Genomic DNA, 21,449 nt, shown 5'->3' on the forward strand with positions numbered 1-21,449 from the left:
AACAGCACAAGACCCGCATTCATCAGCAACGCGGCGAGTGCTGTCAATACACTGAAGCCTGGCCTTCCGGGCGGCGCTTGAAGCGCCGGTGCACCCAATAGTATTGGTCGGGTATGCGCTGTATTTGCGTCTCAAGAAATCGGTTCATTGCCTGCGCGTCGGCAAGCACGTCGCCCGATGGGTAATTTGCCAGGGGCTCGAAGATATGCAGCTTATATCCCCCGTAGCCGTCCTTTACATCGGTCACGAACGGCACGACTCTCGCGCCACTGAGTTGGGCAAGGCGTGAAACCGCGGTCAGGGTGCACGCCTCTACGCCGAAGAAAGGGGCAAACACCGAGTCTCGCAAGCCGAAATCCATATCGGCCGCCAGCATGATCGGCTTGCCCGAGCGCAAAATTCTCAGTGTATTGCGGGCGCTGCTGTGGCGAGGCACCATTTCCGTGCCAAACCGGCTTCTTTGCTTCAAGGCAAGGTTATCGGTCGTTCCGTCCGACATGGGCGTGTAGAGGGATGCCACCGGGTGCAGTATGGAATACATCATGCAGCCGGCTTCTATGGCCGCAAAGTGAAATCCCAGAAAAATAGTGGGCTGCTCATATGAATCCTGCAGCGGAATTGCGCTGTGCACCTCTGTAAGCAATGTCAGCCTGTCTGCGCTGCCGTACCATTGCAGGCCGCGTTCAAGATAGCTGCGCAACACCTGCCTGAAGACCAGTTTGCACAACCGCTGTCGTTCTGCCTCGCTCTTTTCAGGAAAGCAAAGGCGCAGATTGGTTTGCACGATATGGCGGCGCTTGCTCGGTATCCTGTGTAATAAAGAGCCCAGGCCTTCGCCTGTGCGGGCGACGAGGGAGTACGGCAGTACGGACAACAGGCGCAGCAGGCCGGTTGTCAGCATATTCTGAATGCGGGGATTCAAATTGAATGAGGCTCGATAGAAAAAGGGGGATGGGACCAAAGGGCAGAAGTCAGCGGTCCTGTTCTGATCCAGAATACCACGTGGCAGCTGAATCGACGTCAAATGCGCACGAGAAACGATCAAATAACCGGTCGGCTCGTGAATGCAATAAGGGCGTGGCTCGACGTGTATATTTCGGCCTCGTGACTTTCCGGTAAAATATCCTGTTCATCTATCCATTTACCAACTTATATATAGGTCCCTAATGCAGCAGCCCGTGGTTGAAACTCTGTCTGGCCTGGAGCGTCGTATCGATCTCGTCGTTTCGGTTGCCGATGTCGAAAAAGAAGTCCAGTCCCAGCTCAAGCGTGTTGCGCGTACAGCCAAGGTGCAGGGCTTTCGTCCGGGCAAGGCTCCGCTGTCCATGATTGAGCGCAGCCACGGCCCCGGCATCCGTTACGACGTCATCAATTCCGAAGTCGGCCGTGCGCTCGACAAGGCCATCGCCGACGCCAGCTTGCGCATCGCGGGCACCCCCGATCTCGAACCCAAGACCGAAGGCGTTGAAGAAGGCTTTATGGGCTTCTCCGCCACCTTCGAGGTCTATCCCGAAGTTACCGCGCCCGACCTGGCCGCATTGCAGGTTACGCGCAGCAATGTCGAAGTCGGCGAGACCGAAGTCCAGCACACCCTCGACATCCTGCGCAAGCAGCGTGCCTCTTACGAGCCGCGCGATGATCGTGCCGCTCAAGACGACGACCGCGTCACAGTCGATTTTGCCGGCACCATCGACGGCGTGGCCTTCGAGGGCGGTTCGGCCGAGAACTTCCCCTTCGTGCTGGGGCAGGGCCGCATGCTGCCCGAATTCGAATCCGCCGTGCGCGGTCTCAAAGCGGGCGAGACCAAGACATTCCCGCTGGAATTCCCGGCCGATTACGGCGGTCAAGAAGTTGCGGGAAAAACCGCCGAGTTCAAGATCACAGTCACTCAAGTGGCCGAGCCCATCCTGCCCGAGATCGATTCCGAGTTTGCCAAGGCGCTTGGCCAGGCTGAAGGCGACGTCGAAAAGCTTATCGAAGACGTGCGCTCGAATATCCAGCGCGAGGTCAAGGCGCGTGCAAAAGCCCGCACCAAAGGCAGCGTCATGGACGCCCTGGCCGCCGCCTGCACATTCGACGTGCCCAAGGCGTTGGTCGAAAACGATACGGCCAACCGTGTGGCCCAAGCTCGCGAAGAGCTCAAGCAGCGCGGCGTGCCCAATGCAGATAGCCTGCCGATTCCGCCCGAAACCTTCACGGCCGAGTGCGAGCGTCGTGTGCGCTTGGGGCTTCTGGTGGCCGAGCTCGTCGATAGCGCCGACCTTCGCGCCAAACCCGAGCAAGTACGTGCGCGCATCGAAGAGCTTGCCCAGAACTACGAGCAGCCGGCTCAGGTGGTGGCCTATTATCTTTCCGACCGCGAACGTCGCGCCGAAGTAGAGGCCCTGGTGCTCGAAGACAACGTAGTCGAGCATGTCCTGTCCAAGGCACAGGTCACCGATGAAACCGTCGACTTCGACGAATTGATGGGAACAGCATAAATGCAGCGATTTACTGACTTCTACGCCTCGATGCACGGGGGCGATTCCGTCGTGCCCACTGGCCTGGGCTACGTGCCGATCGTGGTCGAGCAGTCGGGCCGTGGCGAGCGTTCGTACGACATCTATTCACGCTTGTTGCGCGAGCGCGTTATTTTTTTTGTGGGGCCGGTCAATGACCAATCGGCCAACCTTGTTGTAGCTCAGTTGCTCTTTCTTGAATCCGAGAACCCTGACAAAGACATTTCGTTGTACATCAACTCGCCGGGCGGGTCGGTGTACGCTGGCATGGCAATCTACGACACCATGAAGTTCGTCAAGCCCGATGTCTCAACACTGTGCACGGGGCTTGCAGCCAGCATGGGCGCCTTCTTGCTGGCGGCCGGCGCAAAGGGCAAGCGCTACACGCTGCCCAATTCGCGCATCATGATCCATCAGCCGTCGGGCGGCGCCCAGGGTCAAGCCTCGGATATCCAGATCCAGGCACGCGAAATCCTCAACCTGCGCGAGCGCCTCAACGCCATACTGGCCGAGAATACCGGCCAGCCCGTTGAGCGCATCGCCGAAGACACCGAGCGTGACAATTTCATGTCCGCTGAAGATGCAGTATCGTATGGGTTGGTGGATAAAGTTCTGGTCTCACGCTCCGACTCCGCCGAGGCGTAGGCCAGCCGGTCAGCGGATGCCGTCCTGGCTGCCGCTGATTATTACCGACAGGGCGGCCTCGGCGGGCCGCGCTGTTATAGGAACTGAAGTTTTATGCCCGAGAAAAAAGGATCGGCAGACGAAAAGGTTTTGCATTGTTCGTTTTGCAATAAAAGTCAGCACGAGGTGCGCAAGCTGATCGCAGGGCCGTCGGTGTTCATCTGCGACGAGTGCATTGATCTGTGCACCGACATTATTCTGGAAGAAACCCAAGAGGCTGCGCGTGATGCCATTCGCAACGAACTGCCCACGCCGCGCGAAATCAAGACTTTCCTCGACGGCTACGTTATTGGGCAAGATGTTCCCAAGCGAAATCTCGCGGTGGCTGTCTACAACCACTACAAACGTATTCGGTACGGCGAGGTCAAGGGCGACGACGTCGAGCTTTCCAAAAGCAACATCCTGCTGATCGGGCCCACGGGCTCGGGCAAGACGCTGCTGGCGCAAACCTTGGCACGCATGCTCGACGTGCCGTTCGTGATGGCTGACGCGACCACGCTTACCGAAGCCGGCTACGTGGGTGAAGATGTCGAGAATATCGTCCAGAAGTTGCTGCAGAACTGCAACTACGATGTCGAGAAGGCACAGCGTGCCATCATCTACATCGACGAGATCGATAAAATCTCCCGCAAATCCGACAATCCTTCGATTACGCGTGATGTCTCGGGCGAGGGCGTGCAGCAGGCGCTGCTCAAGCTCATCGAGGGCACGGTGGCCTCGGTGCCGCCGCAGGGCGGGCGCAAGCATCCCAACCAGGATTTCGTGCAGGTCGACACCACCAACATCCTGTTCATCGTAGGCGGGGCTTTCGACGGTCTCGAAAAAGTCATTCGTGATCGCACTGAAAGATCAGGCATCGGCTTTTCGGCATCAGTGCGTGCCAAGACCGAGCGCGGCGTTGGCGAACTGTTTTCCGAAGTCGAGCCCGAAGACCTCATCAAGTTCGGTCTTATCCCCGAACTGGTTGGCCGTCTGCCGGTGGTGGCCACGCTGCAAGAGCTCGATGAACAGACTTTGGTTCGCATACTTACCGAGCCCCGGAACTCTCTCATCAAGCAGTTTCAAAAGCTGTTCGAAATGGAAGACGTCGAGCTCGAGGTCCGGTCTCCGGCCCTCAGCGCCATCGCCCAGAAGGCGATCAAGCGGCGCACTGGGGCGCGTGGCTTGCGTTCCATCGTCGAGCAGGCGTTGCTGGGCACCATGTACGAACTTCCCTCGCTCGAGAATGTCAAACGAGTCGTACTGGACGAAAACGCCGTGCAAGGCACCGGATCACCGTTACTTATCTACGGAGACGAGGAAGATGCCGACGAGGTCCCCGAGAAACCCGCTGTACCCAAGCTTCAAGGCGCTGCCTGAGCCGCTCGTTGAAATTCCCCTTGATTTTGTGGGTTTATCGCTGCGACGACTTGAAATTTCCGCTATCGTCACTACATACACTCACATGTAGTACTCAAAAAGGGGGGCTAAGCTTCCCTTTTTGTTTCTAAAGCAGCTTTTTAAGGAAATTACTATGTCTGCGAGCCCGATTCTTTCTTCAGAACCCATGGACTTGCCGCTGCTGCCTTTGCGTGATGTGGTGGTATTTCCGCACATGGTGATTCCGCTATTCGTTGGTCGCCCCCGTTCGATCAAGGCTCTGGAAATGGCCATGGAGGGTGGCAACAACATCATGCTGGTGGCTCAAAAGTCCGCCGGCAAAGACGATCCCGCACCCGAAGATCTCTACGAAATTGGTTGTGCGGCCAGCATTTTGCAAATGCTCAAACTGCCCGATGGCACCGTCAAGGTTCTCGTCGAAGGCTTGCAACGCGCCCGCGTCAACAGTGTCACCGAGGGTGACAATCATTTCGCTGCCAATGTCGAGGCCGTAGCGCTTGATGCCGAACAGGGCGCCGAGTCTGAAGCCTTGCGCCGCGCCGTGGTCGCTCAGTTCGAGCAGTACGTCAAGCTCAACAAGAAAATTCCCCAAGAAATCCTTACCTCCCTTAGTGGCATCGACGATGCAGGCCGTCTGGCCGACACCATCGCGGCTCATCTTCCCCTCAAGCTCGAGCAAAAGCAGCACATGCTCGAGATCACCGAGATTTCATCGCGCCTCGAGAACCTGCTGTCCCAGCTCGAATCCGAGATCGACATCCTGCAGGTCGAGAAGCGCATCCGTGGTCGCGTAAAAAAGCAGATGGAAAAAAGCCAGCGCGACTACTACTTGAACGAACAGGTCAAGGCCATCCAGAAAGAACTGGGTGAGGGCGAAGACGGCGCCGACATCGAAGAGCTCGAGAAAAAGATCGAGGCGGCCCAGCTTCCCAAAGAGGCGCTGAAAAAGGCCGAAGCCGAGCTGAAAAAGCTCAAGCTCATGTCGCCGATGTCGGCCGAAGCCACAGTGGTGCGCAACTACATCGATACGCTCATCGGCTTGCCATGGCGTAAAAAAAGCCGCATCAACAATTCCATCGGCAACGCCGAGCAGGTGCTTGATGCCGATCATTACGGGCTTGAAAAGGTCAAAGAGCGCATCATCGAATACCTGGCGGTGCAGCAGCGCGTCGACAAACTCAAAGCTCCCATCTTGTGCCTGGTAGGGCCGCCGGGGGTGGGCAAGACGTCGCTCGGGCAATCCATAGCCCGCGCCACCAATCGCAAATTCGTGCGCATGGCGCTGGGCGGCGTTCGCGACGAGGCCGAAATTCGCGGCCACCGCCGTACTTACATTGGCTCCATGCCGGGCAAGATCCTGCAGAACATGTCCAAGGTCGCCGTGCGCAACCCGCTTTTCCTGCTCGATGAAATCGACAAGATGGGCGCTGATTTTCGCGGTGATCCTTCGTCAGCATTGCTCGAGGTGCTTGACCCCGAGCAAAACCACACTTTCCAAGATCACTACATCGAGGTTGATTTCGACCTGTCCGACGTCATGTTCGTGGCAACCAGCAACACGCTCAACATTCCGCCGGCCCTGCTCGACCGCATGGAAGTTATCCGTCTTTCGGGCTATACCGAAGACGAGAAAGTCCATATTGCGTTCGACCATCTGCTGCCCAAGCTCATGAAGAACAACGGCGTGCGCGAAGGCGAAATGGAGATCGAAGAAGCCGCCATCCGCGATATCGTTCGTTACTACACGCGCGAAGCGGGTGTGCGGGCGCTCGAGCGCGAAATCAGCAAGATCTGCCGCAAGGTCGTCAAGAAAACCCTCGAGGCCAATCCCCAGACCGGAGGCCGGTCGCGTCGCCGCGCGCCCCAGGCAGATATCGTCAAGGTCATGGTCACGTCCGATAACCTGGCCGATTTCCTTGGCGTGCGTCGTTTCAACTACGGCATGGCCGAAAAAGAGAACAAGGTCGGCCAAGCAACCGGCCTGGCCTGGACGGAGGTTGGCGGCGACCTGCTTACCATCGAAGTGGCGGACATGCCTGGCAAGGGCCTGGTGCAGCGCACCGGCTCGTTGGGCGACGTCATGAAAGAGTCTGTCGAGGCGGCCCGCACGGTTGTGCGCTCGCGTGCCCAAAAGTGGGGTATTCCCAATACGGCCTTTGAAAAACGCGACCTGCACGTTCACTTCCCCGAGGGCGCTACCCCGAAAGACGGCCCCTCGGCGGGTATTGCCATTACAACGGCCACGGTGTCGGCGCTTACAGGCATCCCTGTGCGAGCCGATGTGGCCATGACGGGCGAGATAACCTTGCGCGGAGAGGTCCTGGCCATTGGCGGCCTCAAAGAGAAACTGTTGGCGGCCCATCGGGGCGGCATCAAGGTGGTGCTGATTCCCGAAGAAAACGTCAAAGACCTGGCCGACATTCCCGACAACGTCAAGAACCATCTGGAAATTGTTCCCGTCAGGTGGATCGACCGGGTGCTAGAGGTTGCTTTGCAAGACATGCCGACTCCGTTGTCTGACGAAGAGGTGGCGCGTCTTGCGGCCGAAGCCGTGGCCAGTACCAAGACGGCTGGCGAGGCCACTGGCGGGGCCTTCAAGCACTAGGCAGTATTGCTGCCCGGGTCATGGTGGCTCGGGCGGTATTGCTTTTGTTTGCTTTACAGGAACGCATGGCCCGCAAGGCGGTATGTTTTTACCGCCAGTTAAGCAAAGCGATAGCTGAAAATACGAAGACCGTTAAAAAAGCCCCAGTTTCCTTATATGAACTGCACCCCGAAAGTTGGACGCTGTCTTAACTTTTGGGGTGTTTTCAATGAAGGCGACTGGGGCTTTTTTTAATCTTGTTTATTGAGAAGGCGTTGAAGCGGCTACTGAAGCGGTGTATTGCGAATGAGGCCCACCGCTATGCCTTCGAGCGAGAAATCGTCTTGGGCGGTAACGATGATGGGCTGGAAATCGGGGTTTTCGGGAAGCAGGTGATACGAGCCGCCCGAGCGCTGCAAACGCTTGACGGTGACTTCGTCGCCCAGGCGGGCAACGACGATTTGGCCATTGCGGGCTTCGGATGCTTTTTTTACGGCAAGCAGATCGCCGTCGAGGATGCCGGCGTCGCGCATGCTGAGGCCGTGTACACGAAGAAGGTAATCGGGCGTTTGGGTAAAAAGCGAGGGCTCGACGCCGATTTCGCGTTCGACGTGCTCGGCGGCCAGGATGGGACTGCCGGCAGCCACGCGACCCACGATGGGCAAGAGCATTTGGGCCACGGCCGCCAGGGATGCGGACGGTTCGGGAGCGGTGACCGGTGACGGCGTTAACAGCCGTATGCCGCGTGAGGCACCGGCGGTGAGCTCGATGGCGCCTTTACGCGCAAGGGCGCGTAAATGGTCTTCGGCGGCGTTGGCCGAACGAAAGCCCAGGGCGCGCGCGATTTCGGCTCGCGTGGGCGGAAAGCCGGTGCGAGCGATGTCGTGGGCGATGAGATCGAGTATTTGTTGTTGGCGTTCGGTAAGCTTGATGGCCATGGCGCAATATAGCCTGTGTTTTTGTACAGTTCAGGCATTCTGCGTCAGTTCCATGAAAAAAGCAAGCGGGCGGGGCAAAAGCCGCCCGGCCCGCTTGTCTTGCCATTGCAGCAAATATCAAAGATCAAAGCACTTTCGCGATGGCGTCGGCCACGTAGTCAATATTGCCGCTGTTGAGTGCGGCCACACAGATGCGGCCGCTGGTTACCGCATAAACGCCGTGTTCAACGCGCAGACGCTCGACTTGTTCGGGGGTCAATCCCGAATACGAGAACATGCCGCGCTGATCCAGGACGAAATCGAAATTTTGAGCCACGTTGCGGGCTTTCAGTTTTTCGACAAGCTGCGTGCGAACCGTGCGTATGCGTTCGCGCATCTCGGCAAGCTCTTCGGACCATAGGCCATGCAGCTCGGGAGTATTGAGCACTGCCGCCACCACCGAGCCGCCGTGAGTGGGGGGGTTGGAGTAGTTGGTGCGGATCACGCGTTTCAACTGGCTGAGAACGCGGGTGCTTTCATCTTGCGACGACGTGATGAAGGTAAGGGCACCGACTCGCTCGCCATAAAGCGAAAACGATTTGGAAAACGACGAGCTGACCAGCATGGTGACGCCGAGCGAGGCAAATAGGCGCACCACCGATGCGTCTTCTTCGAGCCCGTCGCCGAAGCCTTGGTAGGCAATGTCCAGGAACGGCACCAAGTTGTTCTTTTTGACGGTCTGGGCGATCTGTTGCCATTGCTCGTACGATGGGTCGACGCCGGTGGGGTTGTGGCAGCAGGCATGCAGCACCACGATCGTCTTTGTCGGCAAGGCCTGAAGGCCGGCCAGCATGCCTTCGAAGTCGAGTCCGCGTGTGGCGGCATCGTAATAGGGGTAGGATTCCACCGTAAAGCCCGCGCGTTCGAAGAGCGCCCGATGATTTTCCCAGCTTGGATTGCTGATGGCGACCTTCGATTGCGGCAGGAGCCCGCGCAAAAAGTCGGCTCCTATTTTCAGGGCGCCGGTGCCGCCCAGCGTTTGAGCCGTAAGGGCCCGGCCCGAAGCAATAACGTCGGAGCCCTCGCCCAAAAGCAAGGTTTGGGCCGCCTTGTTGTAGTTTGGCAAGCCTTCTATAGGCAGGTAGCCGCGTGCGGAAGCGGCTTCGATGCGTTGAATCTCGGCCTGGCGCACGGCGCGCAGCAAGGGGATGCGGCCTTCGTCGTTGTAATAGACGCCAACACCCAGATTGACTTTGTTCGGACGGGTGTCGGAATTGTATTGTTCATTCAGGCCAAGAATAGGGTCACGGGGCGCGAGCTCGACAGCATCGAAAAGGGATGTCATGTTTGATTGTGGGGAAGAGGGGGAGTGAATGTGTGATGAATGTACTGCATTAATGAGATAATAAGGGGTTAACCCTAGCACTGTCCACCCGAAACCCCGGGGGAAGCGGTGCAAAACGCAACGGTGGAAAACCTAGCGGCCGTAAAAACTTGCGGCAACCAAATACTTGAATGACAGCCATATTGAAAGAACCCGGATTCATCCAGTACCCCAATAGCCCCTTTGAGCTGTATCGGCCCTATCCGCCGGCCGGCGACCAGCCCGCCGCCATCGATGCACTGGTCGAGGGCATCAACGATGGCCTCATGTACCAGACATTGCTTGGGGTCACCGGTTCGGGCAAGACCTACACCATGGCCAATGTCATTGCGCAGACCGGTCGACCGGCTATCGTGCTGGCACACAACAAGACACTGGCGGCGCAACTGTATTCAGAGTTTCGCGAGTTCTTTCCGCGTAATGCCGTCGAGTACTTCGTGTCGTATTACGATTACTACCAACCGGAAGCCTATGTGGCGGCCCGCGACTTGTTCATCGAAAAAGATTCATCGATCAACGAGCACATCGAGCAGATGCGGCTGTCGGCCACCAAAAGCCTGCTGGAGCGCCGTGACACCATCATCGTGGGTTCGGTTTCTTGTATCTACGGCATCGGTAATCCGGGCGATTATCACGCCATGGTGCTTACCTTGCGCACCGGCGACTCAATTCCCCGCCAAGAGCTCCTTGGGCGGCTCGTTACCATGCAGTACGAGCGCAACGATGTCGAGTTTGTGCGTGGCACTTTTCGCGCCCGCGGTGAAACTATCGACGTCTTTCCGGCCGAACATGCTGAACTGGCAGTGCGCATCACGCTATTTGACGATGAGGTCGAGTCGCTCGAGCTTTTCGACCCTCTTACCGGAAAAATCCGTCAGAAGGTGCTGCGTTTTACCGTGTTCCCGCGTTCTCACTACGTCACGCCTCGCGAGACAGTGCTTCGTGCCATCGAGACAATCAAGGACGAGCTGCGCGAGCGATTGGCTTTTTTCGTCGCCGAGAACAAACTGGTGGAGGCCCAGCGTCTCGAGCAGCGCACCCGCTTCGATCTGGAAATGCTGCAAGAGCTCGGTTTCTGCAAGGGCATCGAGAACTACTCCCGGCACTTGTCGGGCGCCGCACCCGGAGACCCCCCGCCGACGTTGATCGATTATCTTCCGGCCGATGCCCTGATGTTCATCGATGAAAGCCATGTCACCATGGGCCAGTTCGGGGCCATGTACAAGGGTGACCGTTCGCGCAAGGAAAACCTGGTGAACTATGGCTTTCGCCTGCCCTCGGCGCTGGACAACAGGCCCCTCAAGATGGAAGAGTTCGAGCAACGCATGCGTCAGACCGTGTTTGTCTCGGCAACTCCGGCCGTATATGAAAGCGAACATTCAGACAACATCGTCGAGCAGGTGGTCAGGCCCACCGGCCTGGTCGACCCGGATATCGAAGTGCGGCCGGCAACCACCCAGGTGGACGACCTGCTTGGCGAGATCAAGCTGCGCGTTGCCCAGCAAGAAAGAGTGTTGGTTACGACGCTGACCAAACGCATGGCCGAGGACCTTACTGATTACCTGAACGAAAGCGGCCTGAAGGTGCGCTACCTGCATTCGGATATCGACACAGTCGAACGCGTGGAAATATTGCGCGATCTGCGCCTGGGGGCTTTTGACGTTTTGGTGGGCATCAACCTGCTGCGCGAGGGCCTGGATATTCCTGAAGTGTCTCTGGTGGCCATACTCGATGCCGACAAAGAGGGGTTCCTGCGGTCGGAACGCAGTCTAATCCAGACCATAGGCAGGGCGGCGCGCAACATCAACGGCAAGGCCATTCTTTATGCCGACCGTGTCACTGATTCCATGCGCCGCGCCATCGACGAAACAGAGCGTCGCCGGAACAAACAGCTTGAGTTCAATACCGAGCATGGCATTACGGCGCGCGGCGTCAACAAGGCGGTGCGAGAGCTGATCGACGGTGTCATGGCGCCGACGGCCCAGACCGCTGCGCCCGAAGTCGCTCCTGAAATTCTGGCTGACGATAAGTTATTGGCCCGCGAAATCCGTCGCCTCGAGAAAGCCATGACCGACCATGCGCGTAATCTGGAGTTCGAACAAGCGGCTGCGGCGCGTGATGCACTTAATCGTCTCAAGCAACAGGCCTTGCTGAGCTGATTACTCAGCTGCCAAAAATTTTTGTTGCACTTTTCCAACAAAAGTATTGTTTAGGGGCTGCCTTCGATGTTGCATTGCAACGTTGGAAAATACATCGCGCCAAAATTTTCATGAAAATGAGCGGAAAAGCTGCTCGATTGAGGTTCATCGGTTTGCCATATATTTGTGCTTGCAAATCTTTGCTGCACCGCATGAAATGAGGCTTTGCCAAAATTGGCCCTACCTCCAGAACGCCCGAAATGAAGCTGTAAGGTCTTATTTCCGCTAGATTTTTAGCTGTCAACCAGGCCCTTCGACCGTGTCGGCAACGCGAGCAAAACTATTGCCTTATTGCGGGTTTTCCCTCACAATTTCACCTATGATGACTAAGGTACTTTTCGTTTGCATGGGTAATATCTGTCGCTCCCCAAGCGCAGAGGGCGTTTTTCGCCATATGATTGACGAGGCCGGTCTGTCCGGCGCCGTTCAGGTCGATTCCGCCGCCACCCACAGTTTCCACCTGGGCGAAGCCCCGGACGCCCGCGCGCAAGCGGCCGCCCGCAAGCGCGGCTATGACATTTCTCATAGTGTCGCGCGCCAGGTCAGGCCCGAAGATTTCCGCGAATTCGACCTGATCCTGGCCATGGACTGGGAAAACCTCTCCGCGTTGCAGCAACAGTGCCCAAAGGTGTATCACCACAAGCTCATGCTGCTCATGCGTTTTGCCAACGAGTTTGAAGAAGCCACCGTGCCCGAGCCCTATTACGGCGGCATCGAAGGCTTCACCAAGGTGCTCGACTACCTCGAAGATGCCTGTCAGGGCGTACTCGAAGTCGTACGCAAGCGCGTTACCCAGTACCAGGCGGCATAATTGCCGATCTCGGCCCGGCGCAACGCCGGGCCTGCGCATAGGGGCTATAAAAACCGGGCGGGTCGCGCGGTTTTTTTGCTGTCTGAGCCTGCCAGGAACGAACGGTTCACGCGCTTTTCGGCGTCTGCCCACGCACAATTCATGAATCGGGTTTCTTCCCCAAAACTGCTGGGATTTTGCTATACTTGACCTAATTGGTCGGGTATTGTTCGGCGCCTTCAGGGGCCGTTGCCCGAGCTGATGCAGTGTGAATTACAGGCAAGGAACCACCATGCGTTTGACCACCAAGGGCCGTTTCGCCGTTACCGCCATGATTGATCTCGCCTTGCGCCAGCAAGGCGGGCCGGTAACGCTCGCGGCCATCAGTCAGCGACAGAACATTTCCCTTTCATATTTAGAGCAATTGTTCGGCAAGCTGCGCCGCCACCAGTTGGTGGACAGCGTGCGGGGACCAGGGGGCGGTTACACGCTGGCTCGGCTGGCGCGTACCATCACGGTCGCCGATATCATCTTCGCCGTCGACGAGCCGCTTGATGCGACCAGTTGCGGCGGCAAAGAAGACTGCAACGTGGGCCGCAGCGGCCAGTCGGGCAAGTGCATGACACATGAACTCTGGGCCACCCTCAACCACAAGATGGTCGAATACCTCGATTCGGTTGCATTGCAAGATCTCGTCGACAAGCAGCGTATGCGCTTGGTCAAAGAGGCCGGCGAGGCGCAGCAGGCCGCAATAAGCATGAAACCGCCCGCCAAGGCTAAAATTGCGTCACCGATGGCCGTGTAGGCGTCGGAACGTCCATACCGCACTCAGGAGTTAATTTGATGTTTTCCCCCGAACGACCGGTCTACCTGGATTATTCGGCAACTACGCCGGTCGATCCGCGAGTAGTCGACAAGATGGTGCCGTGGCTGTACCAGAATTTCGGCAATCCGGCTTCGCGCAGCCACGCCTACGGCTGGGATGCCGAAGAGGCCGTCGAGCAGGCGCGTGCCGAAGTCGCCGCGTTGGTCAACGCCGACCCGCGCGAAATCATCTGGACTTCCGGCGCCACCGAATCCGACAACCTGGCGATCAAGGGCGCGGCCCACTTTTATTCCGGTCGCGGAAAACACATCATTACCGTCAAAACCGAGCATAAGGCGGTACTTGATCCCTGTCGTGAACTCGAGCGCCAGGGTTTCGAAGTAACTTATCTAGATGTCCAGGAAGATGGCCTGATTGATCTTGAAGCCTTCAAGCAGGCTCTGCGTCCCGACACCATCCTGGCATCGGTCATGCACGTCAACAACGAGATCGGCGTCATCCAGGATATTGCGGCGCTGGGCGAAATCTGCCGCGACAAGGGCGTGATCTTTCACGTCGATGGCACACAGGGCGCAGGCAAGCTCGAAATCGACCTCCAGGCTCTCAAGGTCGACCTTATGTCCTTCTCGGCACACAAGGTCTATGGCCCCAAGGGCATCGGAGCCTTATACGTGCGGCGCAAGCCCCGTGTGCGGCTCGAGGCGCAAATGCACGGCGGCGGACACGAGCGCGGCTTCCGTTCAGGCACCCTGGCCACTCACCAGATCGTCGGCATGGGCGAGGCCTTCCGCCTTGCCCGTCTTGAGATGGCCACCGAAAACGAGCGCATCCGCGCCTTGCGTGATCGTCTCCACAAGGGGCTGTCTCAAATCGAAGAAGTCTACGTCAACGGAGACATGACGCAGCGGGTTCCCCATAATCTCAATATCAGTTTCAACTATGTCGAGGGCGAATCCCTCATCATGGCGATCAAAGAACTGGCGGTATCCAGTGGTTCGGCTTGCACATCGGCCAGCCTCGAGCCTTCATACGTGTTGCGCGCTCTGGGGCGCAATGACGAACTGGCGCACAGTTCGATCCGCTTTACCTTGGGGCGCTTCACCACCGAGCAAGAGATCGATTTCGCGATCAAGCTGGTCAATGACCGCGTCGCCAAGCTGCGCGATATGTCCCCCCTATGGGAAATGGCCCAAGAGGGCATCGATCTGAACTCCGTCCAATGGGCGGCACACTAAAAATATACAGGAGCTCAATCAATGGCATATAGCGATAAAGTACTCGATCACTACGAAAACCCACGTAATGTCGGCGCATTCGATAAATCCGACACCAGCATCGGTACGGGCATGGTCGGCGCCCCGGCCTGTGGCGACGTCATGAAGCTTCAGATCAAGGTCAGCGATGCCGGCGTTATCGAAGACGCCCGCTTCAAGACCTACGGCTGCGGCTCGGCCATTGCGTCAAGTTCTTTGGTTACCGAATGGGTAAAGGGCAAGACGCTCGATCAAGCGCTTGACATCCGCAATACCCAAATTGCCGAAGAATTGGCGCTGCCGCCGGTAAAGATTCACTGTTCGATTCTGGCCGAAGACGCCATCAAGGCGGCGGTGCAGAATTACAAAGACAAGCATCAGGGGTAAAACTATGGCTATCACGCTTACTCAGAACGCAGCGGATCACATCAGCCGCTACCTCGAAAGACGGGGCAAGGGGCTGGGTCTGCGTCTTGGCGTTCGGACCACCGGCTGCTCGGGCATGGCCTACCAGCTCGAGTATGTCGACGAGCCCCAGCCGCAGGACCAGATATTCGAGGCCCACGGTGTGAAGGTTTTCGTCGACCCCAAGAGCCTGGCGTATCTTGAAGGCACCCAGCTCGACTACGGTCGCGAAGGGCTCAACGAGGGGTTCAAGTTCACCAATCCCAACGAGAAAGCTACCTGCGGCTGCGGCGAGTCCTTCACGGTGTAGCGTGGCAAGCGAAGACTATTTCGAACTTTTCGGCTTGCCCTCGCAGTTCGCTCTGGATAATGACGCCCTTGATGCAACGTGGCGCCGGCTTGCTGCGCGCGTGCATCCAGATCGCTATGCCACCGCCGGCGCTGCCGAGCGTCGCGTGGCAATGCAATGGGCCTCTACCATCAATGACGCCTACCGCACCCTGAAGTCTCCCATTGAACGGGCCCGCTACCTTTGCGAGCGGGCGGGCTGCGACCTCCAAACTGAAAGCAACACCAATATGGACAGCAGCTTCCTGATGCGCCAGATGGATTGGCGCGAACAGCTTGACGAACTGCGTGGCGAGGGCAGTATTGCGCGAGCCGATGCTCTAGTCGATGACATCCAGGCCGGCCGTGCGGCGATGGAGGCGACGGTGGGCGATCTGATCGACCACCAACACGACTACCCCGCAGCGGCAGGCAAGGTACGCGAATGGATGTTCATGGAAAAGCTGCTTGCACAAGCCCATACTTTGCGTAATGAACTGCGCGATCGGCAAACCTAGATCCAAACTTTTATGGCATTACTGCAAATCTCCGAACCCGGCGAATCGCCGGTTCCCCATGAGCGCAAATTGGCGGTGGGCATCGATCTGGGCACAACGCATTCGCTGGTTGCCGCAGTGCGCAGCAGCGTACCGGAAGTCTTGGCCGACGCCGAAGGCAGGGTGCTGCTTCCCTCGGTGGTGCGTTATCTGGCTGACGGCGTCATTGATGTCGGGTACGAGGCCCGCGCCCAGCAATCGCTTGATTCTCTCAACACGGTTGCCTCGGTCAAGCGCCTGATCGGCCGCTCGCTGGACGAAGCCCGGCTCGAAGGCGCGGCCTACGAGTTCGTCGACGACGGCGACAGTGTACGCCTCCACACAGTGCAGGGCGGCCTGACGCCCGTCGAGGTTTCCAGCCACATACTCTCGGTCTTGCGCGAGCGCGCCGAGGCGGTTCTGGGCGGAGACCTGGTAGGCGCCGTCATCACGGTTCCCGCCTATTTCGACGATGCCCAGCGTCAGGCCACACGCGATGCGGGCCGGCTGGCCGGACTATCTGTCTTGCGCTTGCTGAACGAGCCCACCGCTGCAGCCATTGCCTATGGCTTGGATCACGGCGCAGAGGGCATCTACGCCGTCTACGACCTGGGCGGCGGCACTTTCGACATTTCCATCCTGCGCCTTAGCAAAGGCGTATTCGAAGTGGCGGCCACAGGCGGCGATACGCAACTGGGCGGCGATGATTTCGACTCGCTCATCGTGCAGCAGGTAGTCGGCGCTGAACGATTGCAATCCTTGGCAAAGAGCGATGTTCGCACTTTGAGGGTGGCGGCCCGCGCAGTTCGCGAAGCTTTGTCCGATACTGACGGCGCTACGTTCGAAGCGGTGCTGTCCGATGGCGGACGCGTTATACGCAGCTTGAATCGAAAAGAATTCGAGCAGTGGGCTCAACCCCTCGTGCAGCGCACGCTCGATACCGCCGTTCGGGCCCTGCGCGACGCGGGGCTCGAAAAAGAGCAGATCAAGGGCGTTGTCATGGTCGGCGGCGCCACACGCATGCCGCTGGTGCGCAGCGAAGTAGGCCGCCTGTTCGGTACCGAACCGTTAACCGATCTGGACCCCGACCGCGTGGTGGCCCTTGGCGCTGCGCTTCAGGCCAATATGCTGGCTGGCAACAGGGGGCCTGCCCAAGAATGGCTGCTGCTGGATGTGACCCCGCTTTCGCTCGGCTTGGAAACCATGGGCGGTTTGGCCGAGTGCATCATCCCGCGCAACAGCACGATACCGGTGGCGCGTGCGCAAGAGTTCACTACATTCAAAGATGGACAAACCGCCATGAGCATCCATGTGGTGCAGGGCGAGCGCGATCTGGTGGCGGCTTGCCGCTCGCTGGCCCGGTTCGAACTGCGCGGCATACCGCCGATGGTGGCGGGCGCCGCGCGTATCCGCGTCACTTTCCAGGTGGATGCCGATGGCTTGCTGCATGTAGGTGCCCGAGAAGAAAGCACCGGTGTCGAGGCCTCTGTTTCCGTCAAGCCTTCATACGGTTTGTCCGACGAAGAAGTCACCCGCATGCTGGCCGCGGGTATGGATAACGCGGGCAGCGATGCCCAAGCACGCGCTGTGCGAGAAGAGCAAGTAGGCCTGCGGCAATTGGTGGAATCGATCAATGCGGCGCTGGCCACCGACGGCGACCTGCTTACTTCCGAAGAAAACACCACCATAACAAGCCTGATAAAGCGCGCGGGCAGGGTGCTGGCCATGGACGACCTTGATACATTGCGCAAGACGCGTGAAGATCTGGCCGCCGCCACCGACCCCTTTGCCGCGCGCCGCATGGACCGCAGCATACGCGCCGCGCTGTCGGGCAAGACCCTTGACGAACTGGCCAGGTAATAACACACAACACATGCCCAAGATCACCGTAATGCCTCACCCCGAGGTTTGTCCCGAAGGCGCCGTCATCGACGATGCCCCCGCCGGAACCTCGATTTGCCGGATTCTGCTCGACAACAACATCGAGATCGAACATGCTTGCGAGCTTTCCTGTGCTTGCACCACTTGCCACGTCGTGGTGCGCGAGGGCTTCGACTCGCTCGAAGAAGCTACCGACAATGAAGAAGACTACCTTGACCGGGCCTGGGGATTGGAATCGAATTCAAGGCTGTCCTGCCAAGCGATATTGGCCGACCAGGATCTGACTATAGAAATTCCCAAATACACCATCAACCACGCCAAGGAAAACCACTGAGGCGTTGGGCTGATACCCGCGAGTGCTGCGGGGAACGTATCCTCGAGGCGATCCAGATGACATGGATCGACGAACAGTGAAAACGGGCAGCGGGCTTGGCTTAAGTCGCTGAACCCAATTGTTTTCAAATATCCAGCCCGTATCTGTTGACCCGGTTCTTAGCGGCCGGGATGCACATTTCTTTTCAGCGCGCGGGCAGTTTCCGGGTGCCCGCCTGTAATTGGCAATGGCGTCGTAATCGAATTTACTTGATTCTCTACCGAGAGAATTTCGCCGCTTAGGCCCGTCGGCCGGGGATTCCAGCTTGACCCATAACCGCGTGCATCTGGCAGGCATGGCTTTTGCTCTCGACCGCGACACCTAATCCATTCGGCCTAGGCTATTTAAATTAGCTAAAGATACATTTAGTATCATTAATTTTGAATGATTAATTATTTATGGTTAACTGTAGCAGCTAGATACGCTGTGACTTGAATTACGGGTAAAACCCAGCGTTGTTCGACCAATTGGAAACATTTTTGTTTTAGGACGGAAGAATGAACAAGATGAAGAGACAAGCTGGTTTGCTCCGTGTCACCGCTCTGAGTGCGGCGCTGATGGGCGTTTATGGTGCTGCGGCTGCGCAGCCGAGCCACACACTGCTTTGCAAAGTTGACTGTGGCGAGTTCGTTGACCAAACCTACTACGGAGAGTCCACACCACCCGACTACTTTGAATGGGTAGTAAAAGCGGAAGGTGATGAGGCAACGCTTACCTTGACAGGCGGCTCGGTGACGGCCAGAGGCCACAAGACCCGTGGCGTCGGCTCCACTGCCGGTTCAAGCGTCGTTTTAAATGGCGTAACCATTCACACAGAGACGATCGAGCCATCCGATTGGGGGAGTCACGGGGTGCAGGCTCAAGAAGCCGATAGTGAGTTAATACTGAATAACGTTCAGATCACCACAAGTGGTGAGTACAGCAACGGCATTCAGGCCGGGGGGTTCGGCGAAGTCAGGGGCACAGGCGTAACGATCAATGCGAACGGCGGTACTAGACACACCTTTGGCACTGAGGCAAACAATGGAGGCAAAATTCAGCTTACAGGCGGCTCCATTACCGTGCAGGGCGAGAATGCAGGTGGCGCACGCGCCTACACAGGCAATAGCGGTACAGCAATAGGTGAAATTTTACTTGATGGCGTTGATGTAAGCGTTACTGGCGGCGCAGCCGTGGGCTTGATGGCGGGTGACAAAGATGGAACACATCCTAGCAGTGCAGGAAACGTGACATTCAATAATGCAACGGTTACGGCTACCGGAAAGAACGCCATCGCTGCTCGTGCACAACAGGGCGGTGTACTTTCACTCACGAATGCTGCGGTGATCGTCAATAATGGCGCCGGGGATGCCCATGCAGTACTGGTTGACACGGGTTCAACCTTGCATGCGAAGGATATTGCCGTCCAGAGCAACGCATCCGGCAGGGCCAGGGGGATTTTTGTTCAAGAGGGCGGTCAGGCAACAATTGATGGCGCGACGATAGAAACCACCGGCGGCTCATTCTCGCATGCCATGCAATCCGATGGCGCAGGCTCTGTCATTACAGCGACAGGCGTCAATGTAAAGACCACGGGTTACGCCGCTGCAGCTGTTACCGGCGGAGAAGTCGTGTTGAACGGCGGAACATTCGACATCATGGGAACGACGGCTCTTTCGGGTTGGGATTCCGCCGCGGGTTTCGTAGTGGGTGGGTACGCGCATACCCCAGGCTCCAAATTGTCGGCAACCAATATCACGCTAATTAACTCTGCTCCCGTCACTAATGCGCCTCCCGAGTACACGAGCTGGGCGTTAAGGGTTGGCGCGCCTTTTTCAACAGGGACACATGTCTTGAATGCCGAAATGTCGCTGACCGATAGCGAGGTAATAGCGTCGGGGCAGAAGCGTCAGATTGCAGCAATTCAAAGTGGCAGCCACCTTGTCGCCACCAACAGCCGGCTAGTTTCAGAAGAGGATGCGGGTATTGTCCTGTACGACAACGCCTCTTTGACGCTCGATGGTTCGACAGTCGAGACCAAAGAAGAAAGCCTGAGGTCGTCGTTCAGCAATAGCGGGTCGACCCAAGACATCATAATTTCGGGTCCCTCTGCAGTCACACAGAACAATGGCACCTTATTGCGAGTTGCCCGCACGGTCGCCGGAGCAGATGGCGTGGTTAATATGACACTCCAAAGCGGCTCACATGCTTCGGGCAATATCCGCAACTATCTCGACGGCGTTCTTGTTACCAATAATCAGCAACTGACGAACTTCGTGGTGCAACCAGGCGCGATATGGGCCGGCATATACATTGATCCAAACACTTCCATTATCGATGACGACGCTGGCGATCAAAATGATTTCAACACTGGCGAAGGTGAAGACGTTGCGATTGAAGGCAGCGGCAGTGGAACGCAAAACTTCAATGGCAATACCAACATCGGAGGCAGCGTATCGGTCGGCAGGGACGTAGCCTTCAACGGCCCTACCTCTATCGGAAGCGACCTTCATGGCCAAGACGGTACATCCACCTCTGTCCAGGGCCCGGCGACCATCGGCGGTTCAATCAACGGAGGTGCAGGCACAAGCTTCACCTTTAATGACAGTGCAAGTATTTCTGGCAGTGTTGCAGGGGTGGGAGGCTCGCACTTCAATTTCAATGGAACCACCGATATCGGCGGTGGTGTGCAGGGGACCGGCGCGAACATGGCGTTCGCAGGGCCGGCGAACATTGGGGGGTCGCTCTCGGGCCAAGACGGTTCAGCCTTTAGTTTCAGCACGAATGCGCCATCGAATATCGGCGGCGACGTCGATCTGAACGGCGGGTCGTCCATCGCGGGCGGCTCAACCGACGCACCCATCAATATCGGCGGCAATGCTCACGCTGGTGCAGGCTCGACACTGGGCGGAAACCTGAATGTCGCAGGAGCGGTTTCGGGTGCCGGCGGTAATCTCAGCCCGGGTAATTCCATTGGTTCGCAAACTTATGGCTCTATGGGAGAGTTTACCGGCGCCTATGTAGCAGAAGTCAACGCCGCTGGTAACTCTGACCTGATTACGATTGCCTCAGGTAATGCGGACCTTACTGGCATCGATCTGGTGGTAAGCCAGGAGAACGGCAATGGCGGCTATAAGCTGCATCATGACTACACCATCATACAAACTGAAAAGGCGGACGGCATTGGTGCGGTGGCCAATAATAAGTTCGCCAGCGAAGCACTTGACGATACGTTTGCCGGCACGTTGGTGAAGCTCGACCCGGCCAAGTTTGGCGCCAATACCGTCAACATCAGCCTGACGGTGGATGGCGATGCCATTGATCGCACGGGTTATTCAGCTAACCAGAACGCCACGCTCGACGGCGTGTTGTCTGTGGCCGGCCAGAACGCTTCGGCCGATGCCGTGATGTTCATGCAGCCCGAGGCGCGCAAA

Annotated in this window: 18 protein-coding genes; 15 read left to right on the plus strand and 3 right to left on the minus strand. The window is 57.7% G+C overall.

Going from position 1 to position 21,449, the window contains the following annotated elements; all coding sequences use genetic code 11:
* Positions 1 to 43: 43 nt before the first annotated feature.
* On the minus strand, positions 44 to 922 hold the full coding sequence (locus ACIY1O_RS11710) for a lipid A biosynthesis lauroyl acyltransferase (RefSeq protein WP_487047373.1): 879 nt from the start codon (positions 920 to 922) through the stop codon (positions 44 to 46).
* A gap of 244 nt (positions 923 to 1,166) precedes the next feature.
* Between ACIY1O_RS11710 and tig the strand changes: the two genes are divergently transcribed.
* The 4 genes from tig (at position 1,167) to lon (ending at position 7,167) form a co-directional block, all read left to right on the plus strand.
* Positions 1,167 to 2,480, plus strand: a complete 1,314-nt coding sequence (tig, locus tag ACIY1O_RS11715) for a trigger factor (protein WP_397475273.1) — start codon at positions 1,167 to 1,169, stop codon at positions 2,478 to 2,480.
* Positions 2,481 to 3,143 carry an ATP-dependent Clp endopeptidase proteolytic subunit ClpP gene (gene clpP / locus ACIY1O_RS11720; RefSeq protein ID WP_397475274.1) on the plus strand — a complete coding sequence of 221 codons (663 nt, stop codon included), beginning with the start codon at positions 2,481 to 2,483 and terminating at the stop codon, positions 3,141 to 3,143.
* A gap of 93 nt (positions 3,144 to 3,236) precedes the next feature.
* Entirely contained in the window at positions 3,237 to 4,541 is a 1,305-nt protein-coding gene (gene clpX, locus ACIY1O_RS11725; RefSeq protein ID WP_397475275.1) for an ATP-dependent Clp protease ATP-binding subunit ClpX, read from the plus strand.
* A 154-nt stretch (positions 4,542 to 4,695) separates the two neighbouring features.
* Positions 4,696 to 7,167, plus strand: coding sequence for an endopeptidase La (gene lon, locus ACIY1O_RS11730; RefSeq protein WP_397475276.1), 2,472 nt, complete (start codon positions 4,696 to 4,698; stop codon positions 7,165 to 7,167).
* A gap of 263 nt (positions 7,168 to 7,430) precedes the next feature.
* On the opposite strand, the gene lexA is transcribed toward lon, so the two are convergent.
* On the minus strand, positions 7,431 to 8,084 hold the full coding sequence (lexA, locus tag ACIY1O_RS11735; protein ID WP_397475277.1) for a transcriptional repressor LexA: 654 nt from the start codon (positions 8,082 to 8,084) through the stop codon (positions 7,431 to 7,433).
* A gap of 124 nt (positions 8,085 to 8,208) precedes the next feature.
* The gene (locus ACIY1O_RS11740; RefSeq protein ID WP_397475278.1) at positions 8,209 to 9,408 is read right to left on the minus strand and encodes an amino acid aminotransferase; all 1,200 of its coding nucleotides are present in this window, start codon (positions 9,406 to 9,408) and stop codon (positions 8,209 to 8,211) included.
* A gap of 182 nt (positions 9,409 to 9,590) precedes the next feature.
* Between ACIY1O_RS11740 and uvrB the strand changes: the two genes are divergently transcribed.
* The 11 genes from uvrB to ACIY1O_RS11795 all read left to right on the plus strand — a co-directional run.
* The gene (gene uvrB, locus ACIY1O_RS11745; protein WP_397475289.1) at positions 9,591 to 11,606 is read left to right on the plus strand and encodes an excinuclease ABC subunit UvrB; all 2,016 of its coding nucleotides are present in this window, start codon (positions 9,591 to 9,593) and stop codon (positions 11,604 to 11,606) included.
* A 358-nt stretch (positions 11,607 to 11,964) separates the two neighbouring features.
* Positions 11,965 to 12,456 (plus strand): low molecular weight protein-tyrosine-phosphatase, encoded by a 492-nt coding sequence (locus ACIY1O_RS11750; protein ID WP_397475279.1) that lies wholly within the window; start codon positions 11,965 to 11,967, stop codon positions 12,454 to 12,456.
* A 271-nt stretch (positions 12,457 to 12,727) separates the two neighbouring features.
* Entirely contained in the window at positions 12,728 to 13,240 is a 513-nt protein-coding gene (gene iscR / locus ACIY1O_RS11755; RefSeq protein WP_397475280.1) for a Fe-S cluster assembly transcriptional regulator IscR, read from the plus strand.
* A 38-nt stretch (positions 13,241 to 13,278) separates the two neighbouring features.
* Positions 13,279 to 14,496: an IscS subfamily cysteine desulfurase gene (locus ACIY1O_RS11760; RefSeq protein ID WP_397475281.1), complete on the plus strand. Its 1,218-nt coding sequence runs from the start codon at positions 13,279 to 13,281 to the stop codon at positions 14,494 to 14,496.
* A 21-nt stretch (positions 14,497 to 14,517) separates the two neighbouring features.
* Entirely contained in the window at positions 14,518 to 14,901 is a 384-nt protein-coding gene (gene iscU, locus ACIY1O_RS11765) for a Fe-S cluster assembly scaffold IscU (RefSeq protein ID WP_397475282.1), read from the plus strand.
* A gap of 4 nt (positions 14,902 to 14,905) precedes the next feature.
* Positions 14,906 to 15,229, plus strand: coding sequence for an iron-sulfur cluster assembly protein IscA (iscA, locus tag ACIY1O_RS11770; RefSeq protein WP_397475283.1), 324 nt, complete (start codon positions 14,906 to 14,908; stop codon positions 15,227 to 15,229).
* Between the two features lies 1 nt (position 15,230).
* The gene (gene hscB / locus ACIY1O_RS11775) at positions 15,231 to 15,764 is read left to right on the plus strand and encodes a Fe-S protein assembly co-chaperone HscB (RefSeq protein WP_397475284.1); all 534 of its coding nucleotides are present in this window, start codon (positions 15,231 to 15,233) and stop codon (positions 15,762 to 15,764) included.
* Positions 15,765 to 15,776: 12 nt separating this feature from the next.
* A complete protein-coding gene (hscA, locus tag ACIY1O_RS11780) occupies positions 15,777 to 17,642 on the plus strand; it encodes a Fe-S protein assembly chaperone HscA (protein WP_397475285.1) in 1,866 nt (621 codons plus the stop codon).
* Positions 17,643 to 17,655: 13 nt separating this feature from the next.
* On the plus strand, positions 17,656 to 17,997 hold the full coding sequence (gene fdx / locus ACIY1O_RS11785; RefSeq protein WP_397475286.1) for an ISC system 2Fe-2S type ferredoxin: 342 nt from the start codon (positions 17,656 to 17,658) through the stop codon (positions 17,995 to 17,997).
* A complete protein-coding gene (locus tag ACIY1O_RS11790; protein WP_397475290.1) occupies positions 17,994 to 18,077 on the plus strand; it encodes a Fe-S cluster assembly protein IscX in 84 nt (27 codons plus the stop codon). The genes fdx and ACIY1O_RS11790 overlap by 4 nt, the downstream gene beginning before the upstream one ends.
* 456 nt (positions 18,078 to 18,533) lie before the next feature.
* Positions 18,534 to 21,449 (plus strand): beta strand repeat-containing protein (locus ACIY1O_RS11795; RefSeq protein WP_397475287.1); only part of this gene is annotated, 2,916 nt, incomplete at its 3' end.

This window comes from Pusillimonas sp., from assembly GCF_044464525.1.
GTDB lineage: Bacteria > Pseudomonadota > Gammaproteobacteria > Burkholderiales > Burkholderiaceae_B > Pusillimonas.

Excerpts from the sequence above, each read along its gene's own strand:
- tig (WP_397475273.1), top strand. The coding sequence starts at position 1,167 with ATGCAGCAGCCCGTGGTTGAAACTCTGTCTGGCCTGGAGCGTCGTATC.
- clpP (WP_397475274.1), top strand. The coding sequence starts at position 2,481 with ATGCAGCGATTTACTGACTTCTACGCCTCGATGCACGGGGGCGATTCC.
- clpX (WP_397475275.1), top strand. The coding sequence starts at position 3,237 with ATGCCCGAGAAAAAAGGATCGGCAGACGAAAAGGTTTTGCATTGTTCG.
- lon (WP_397475276.1), top strand. The coding sequence starts at position 4,696 with ATGTCTGCGAGCCCGATTCTTTCTTCAGAACCCATGGACTTGCCGCTG.
- lexA (WP_397475277.1), bottom strand. The coding sequence starts at position 8,084 with ATGGCCATCAAGCTTACCGAACGCCAACAACAAATACTCGATCTCATC.
- ACIY1O_RS11740 (WP_397475278.1), bottom strand. The coding sequence starts at position 9,408 with ATGACATCCCTTTTCGATGCTGTCGAGCTCGCGCCCCGTGACCCTATT.
- ACIY1O_RS11750 (WP_397475279.1), top strand. The coding sequence starts at position 11,965 with ATGATGACTAAGGTACTTTTCGTTTGCATGGGTAATATCTGTCGCTCC.
- iscR (WP_397475280.1), top strand. The coding sequence starts at position 12,728 with ATGCGTTTGACCACCAAGGGCCGTTTCGCCGTTACCGCCATGATTGAT.
- ACIY1O_RS11760 (WP_397475281.1), top strand. The coding sequence starts at position 13,279 with ATGTTTTCCCCCGAACGACCGGTCTACCTGGATTATTCGGCAACTACG.
- iscU (WP_397475282.1), top strand. The coding sequence starts at position 14,518 with ATGGCATATAGCGATAAAGTACTCGATCACTACGAAAACCCACGTAAT.
- iscA (WP_397475283.1), top strand. The coding sequence starts at position 14,906 with ATGGCTATCACGCTTACTCAGAACGCAGCGGATCACATCAGCCGCTAC.
- hscA (WP_397475285.1), top strand. The coding sequence starts at position 15,777 with ATGGCATTACTGCAAATCTCCGAACCCGGCGAATCGCCGGTTCCCCAT.
- fdx (WP_397475286.1), top strand. The coding sequence starts at position 17,656 with ATGCCCAAGATCACCGTAATGCCTCACCCCGAGGTTTGTCCCGAAGGC.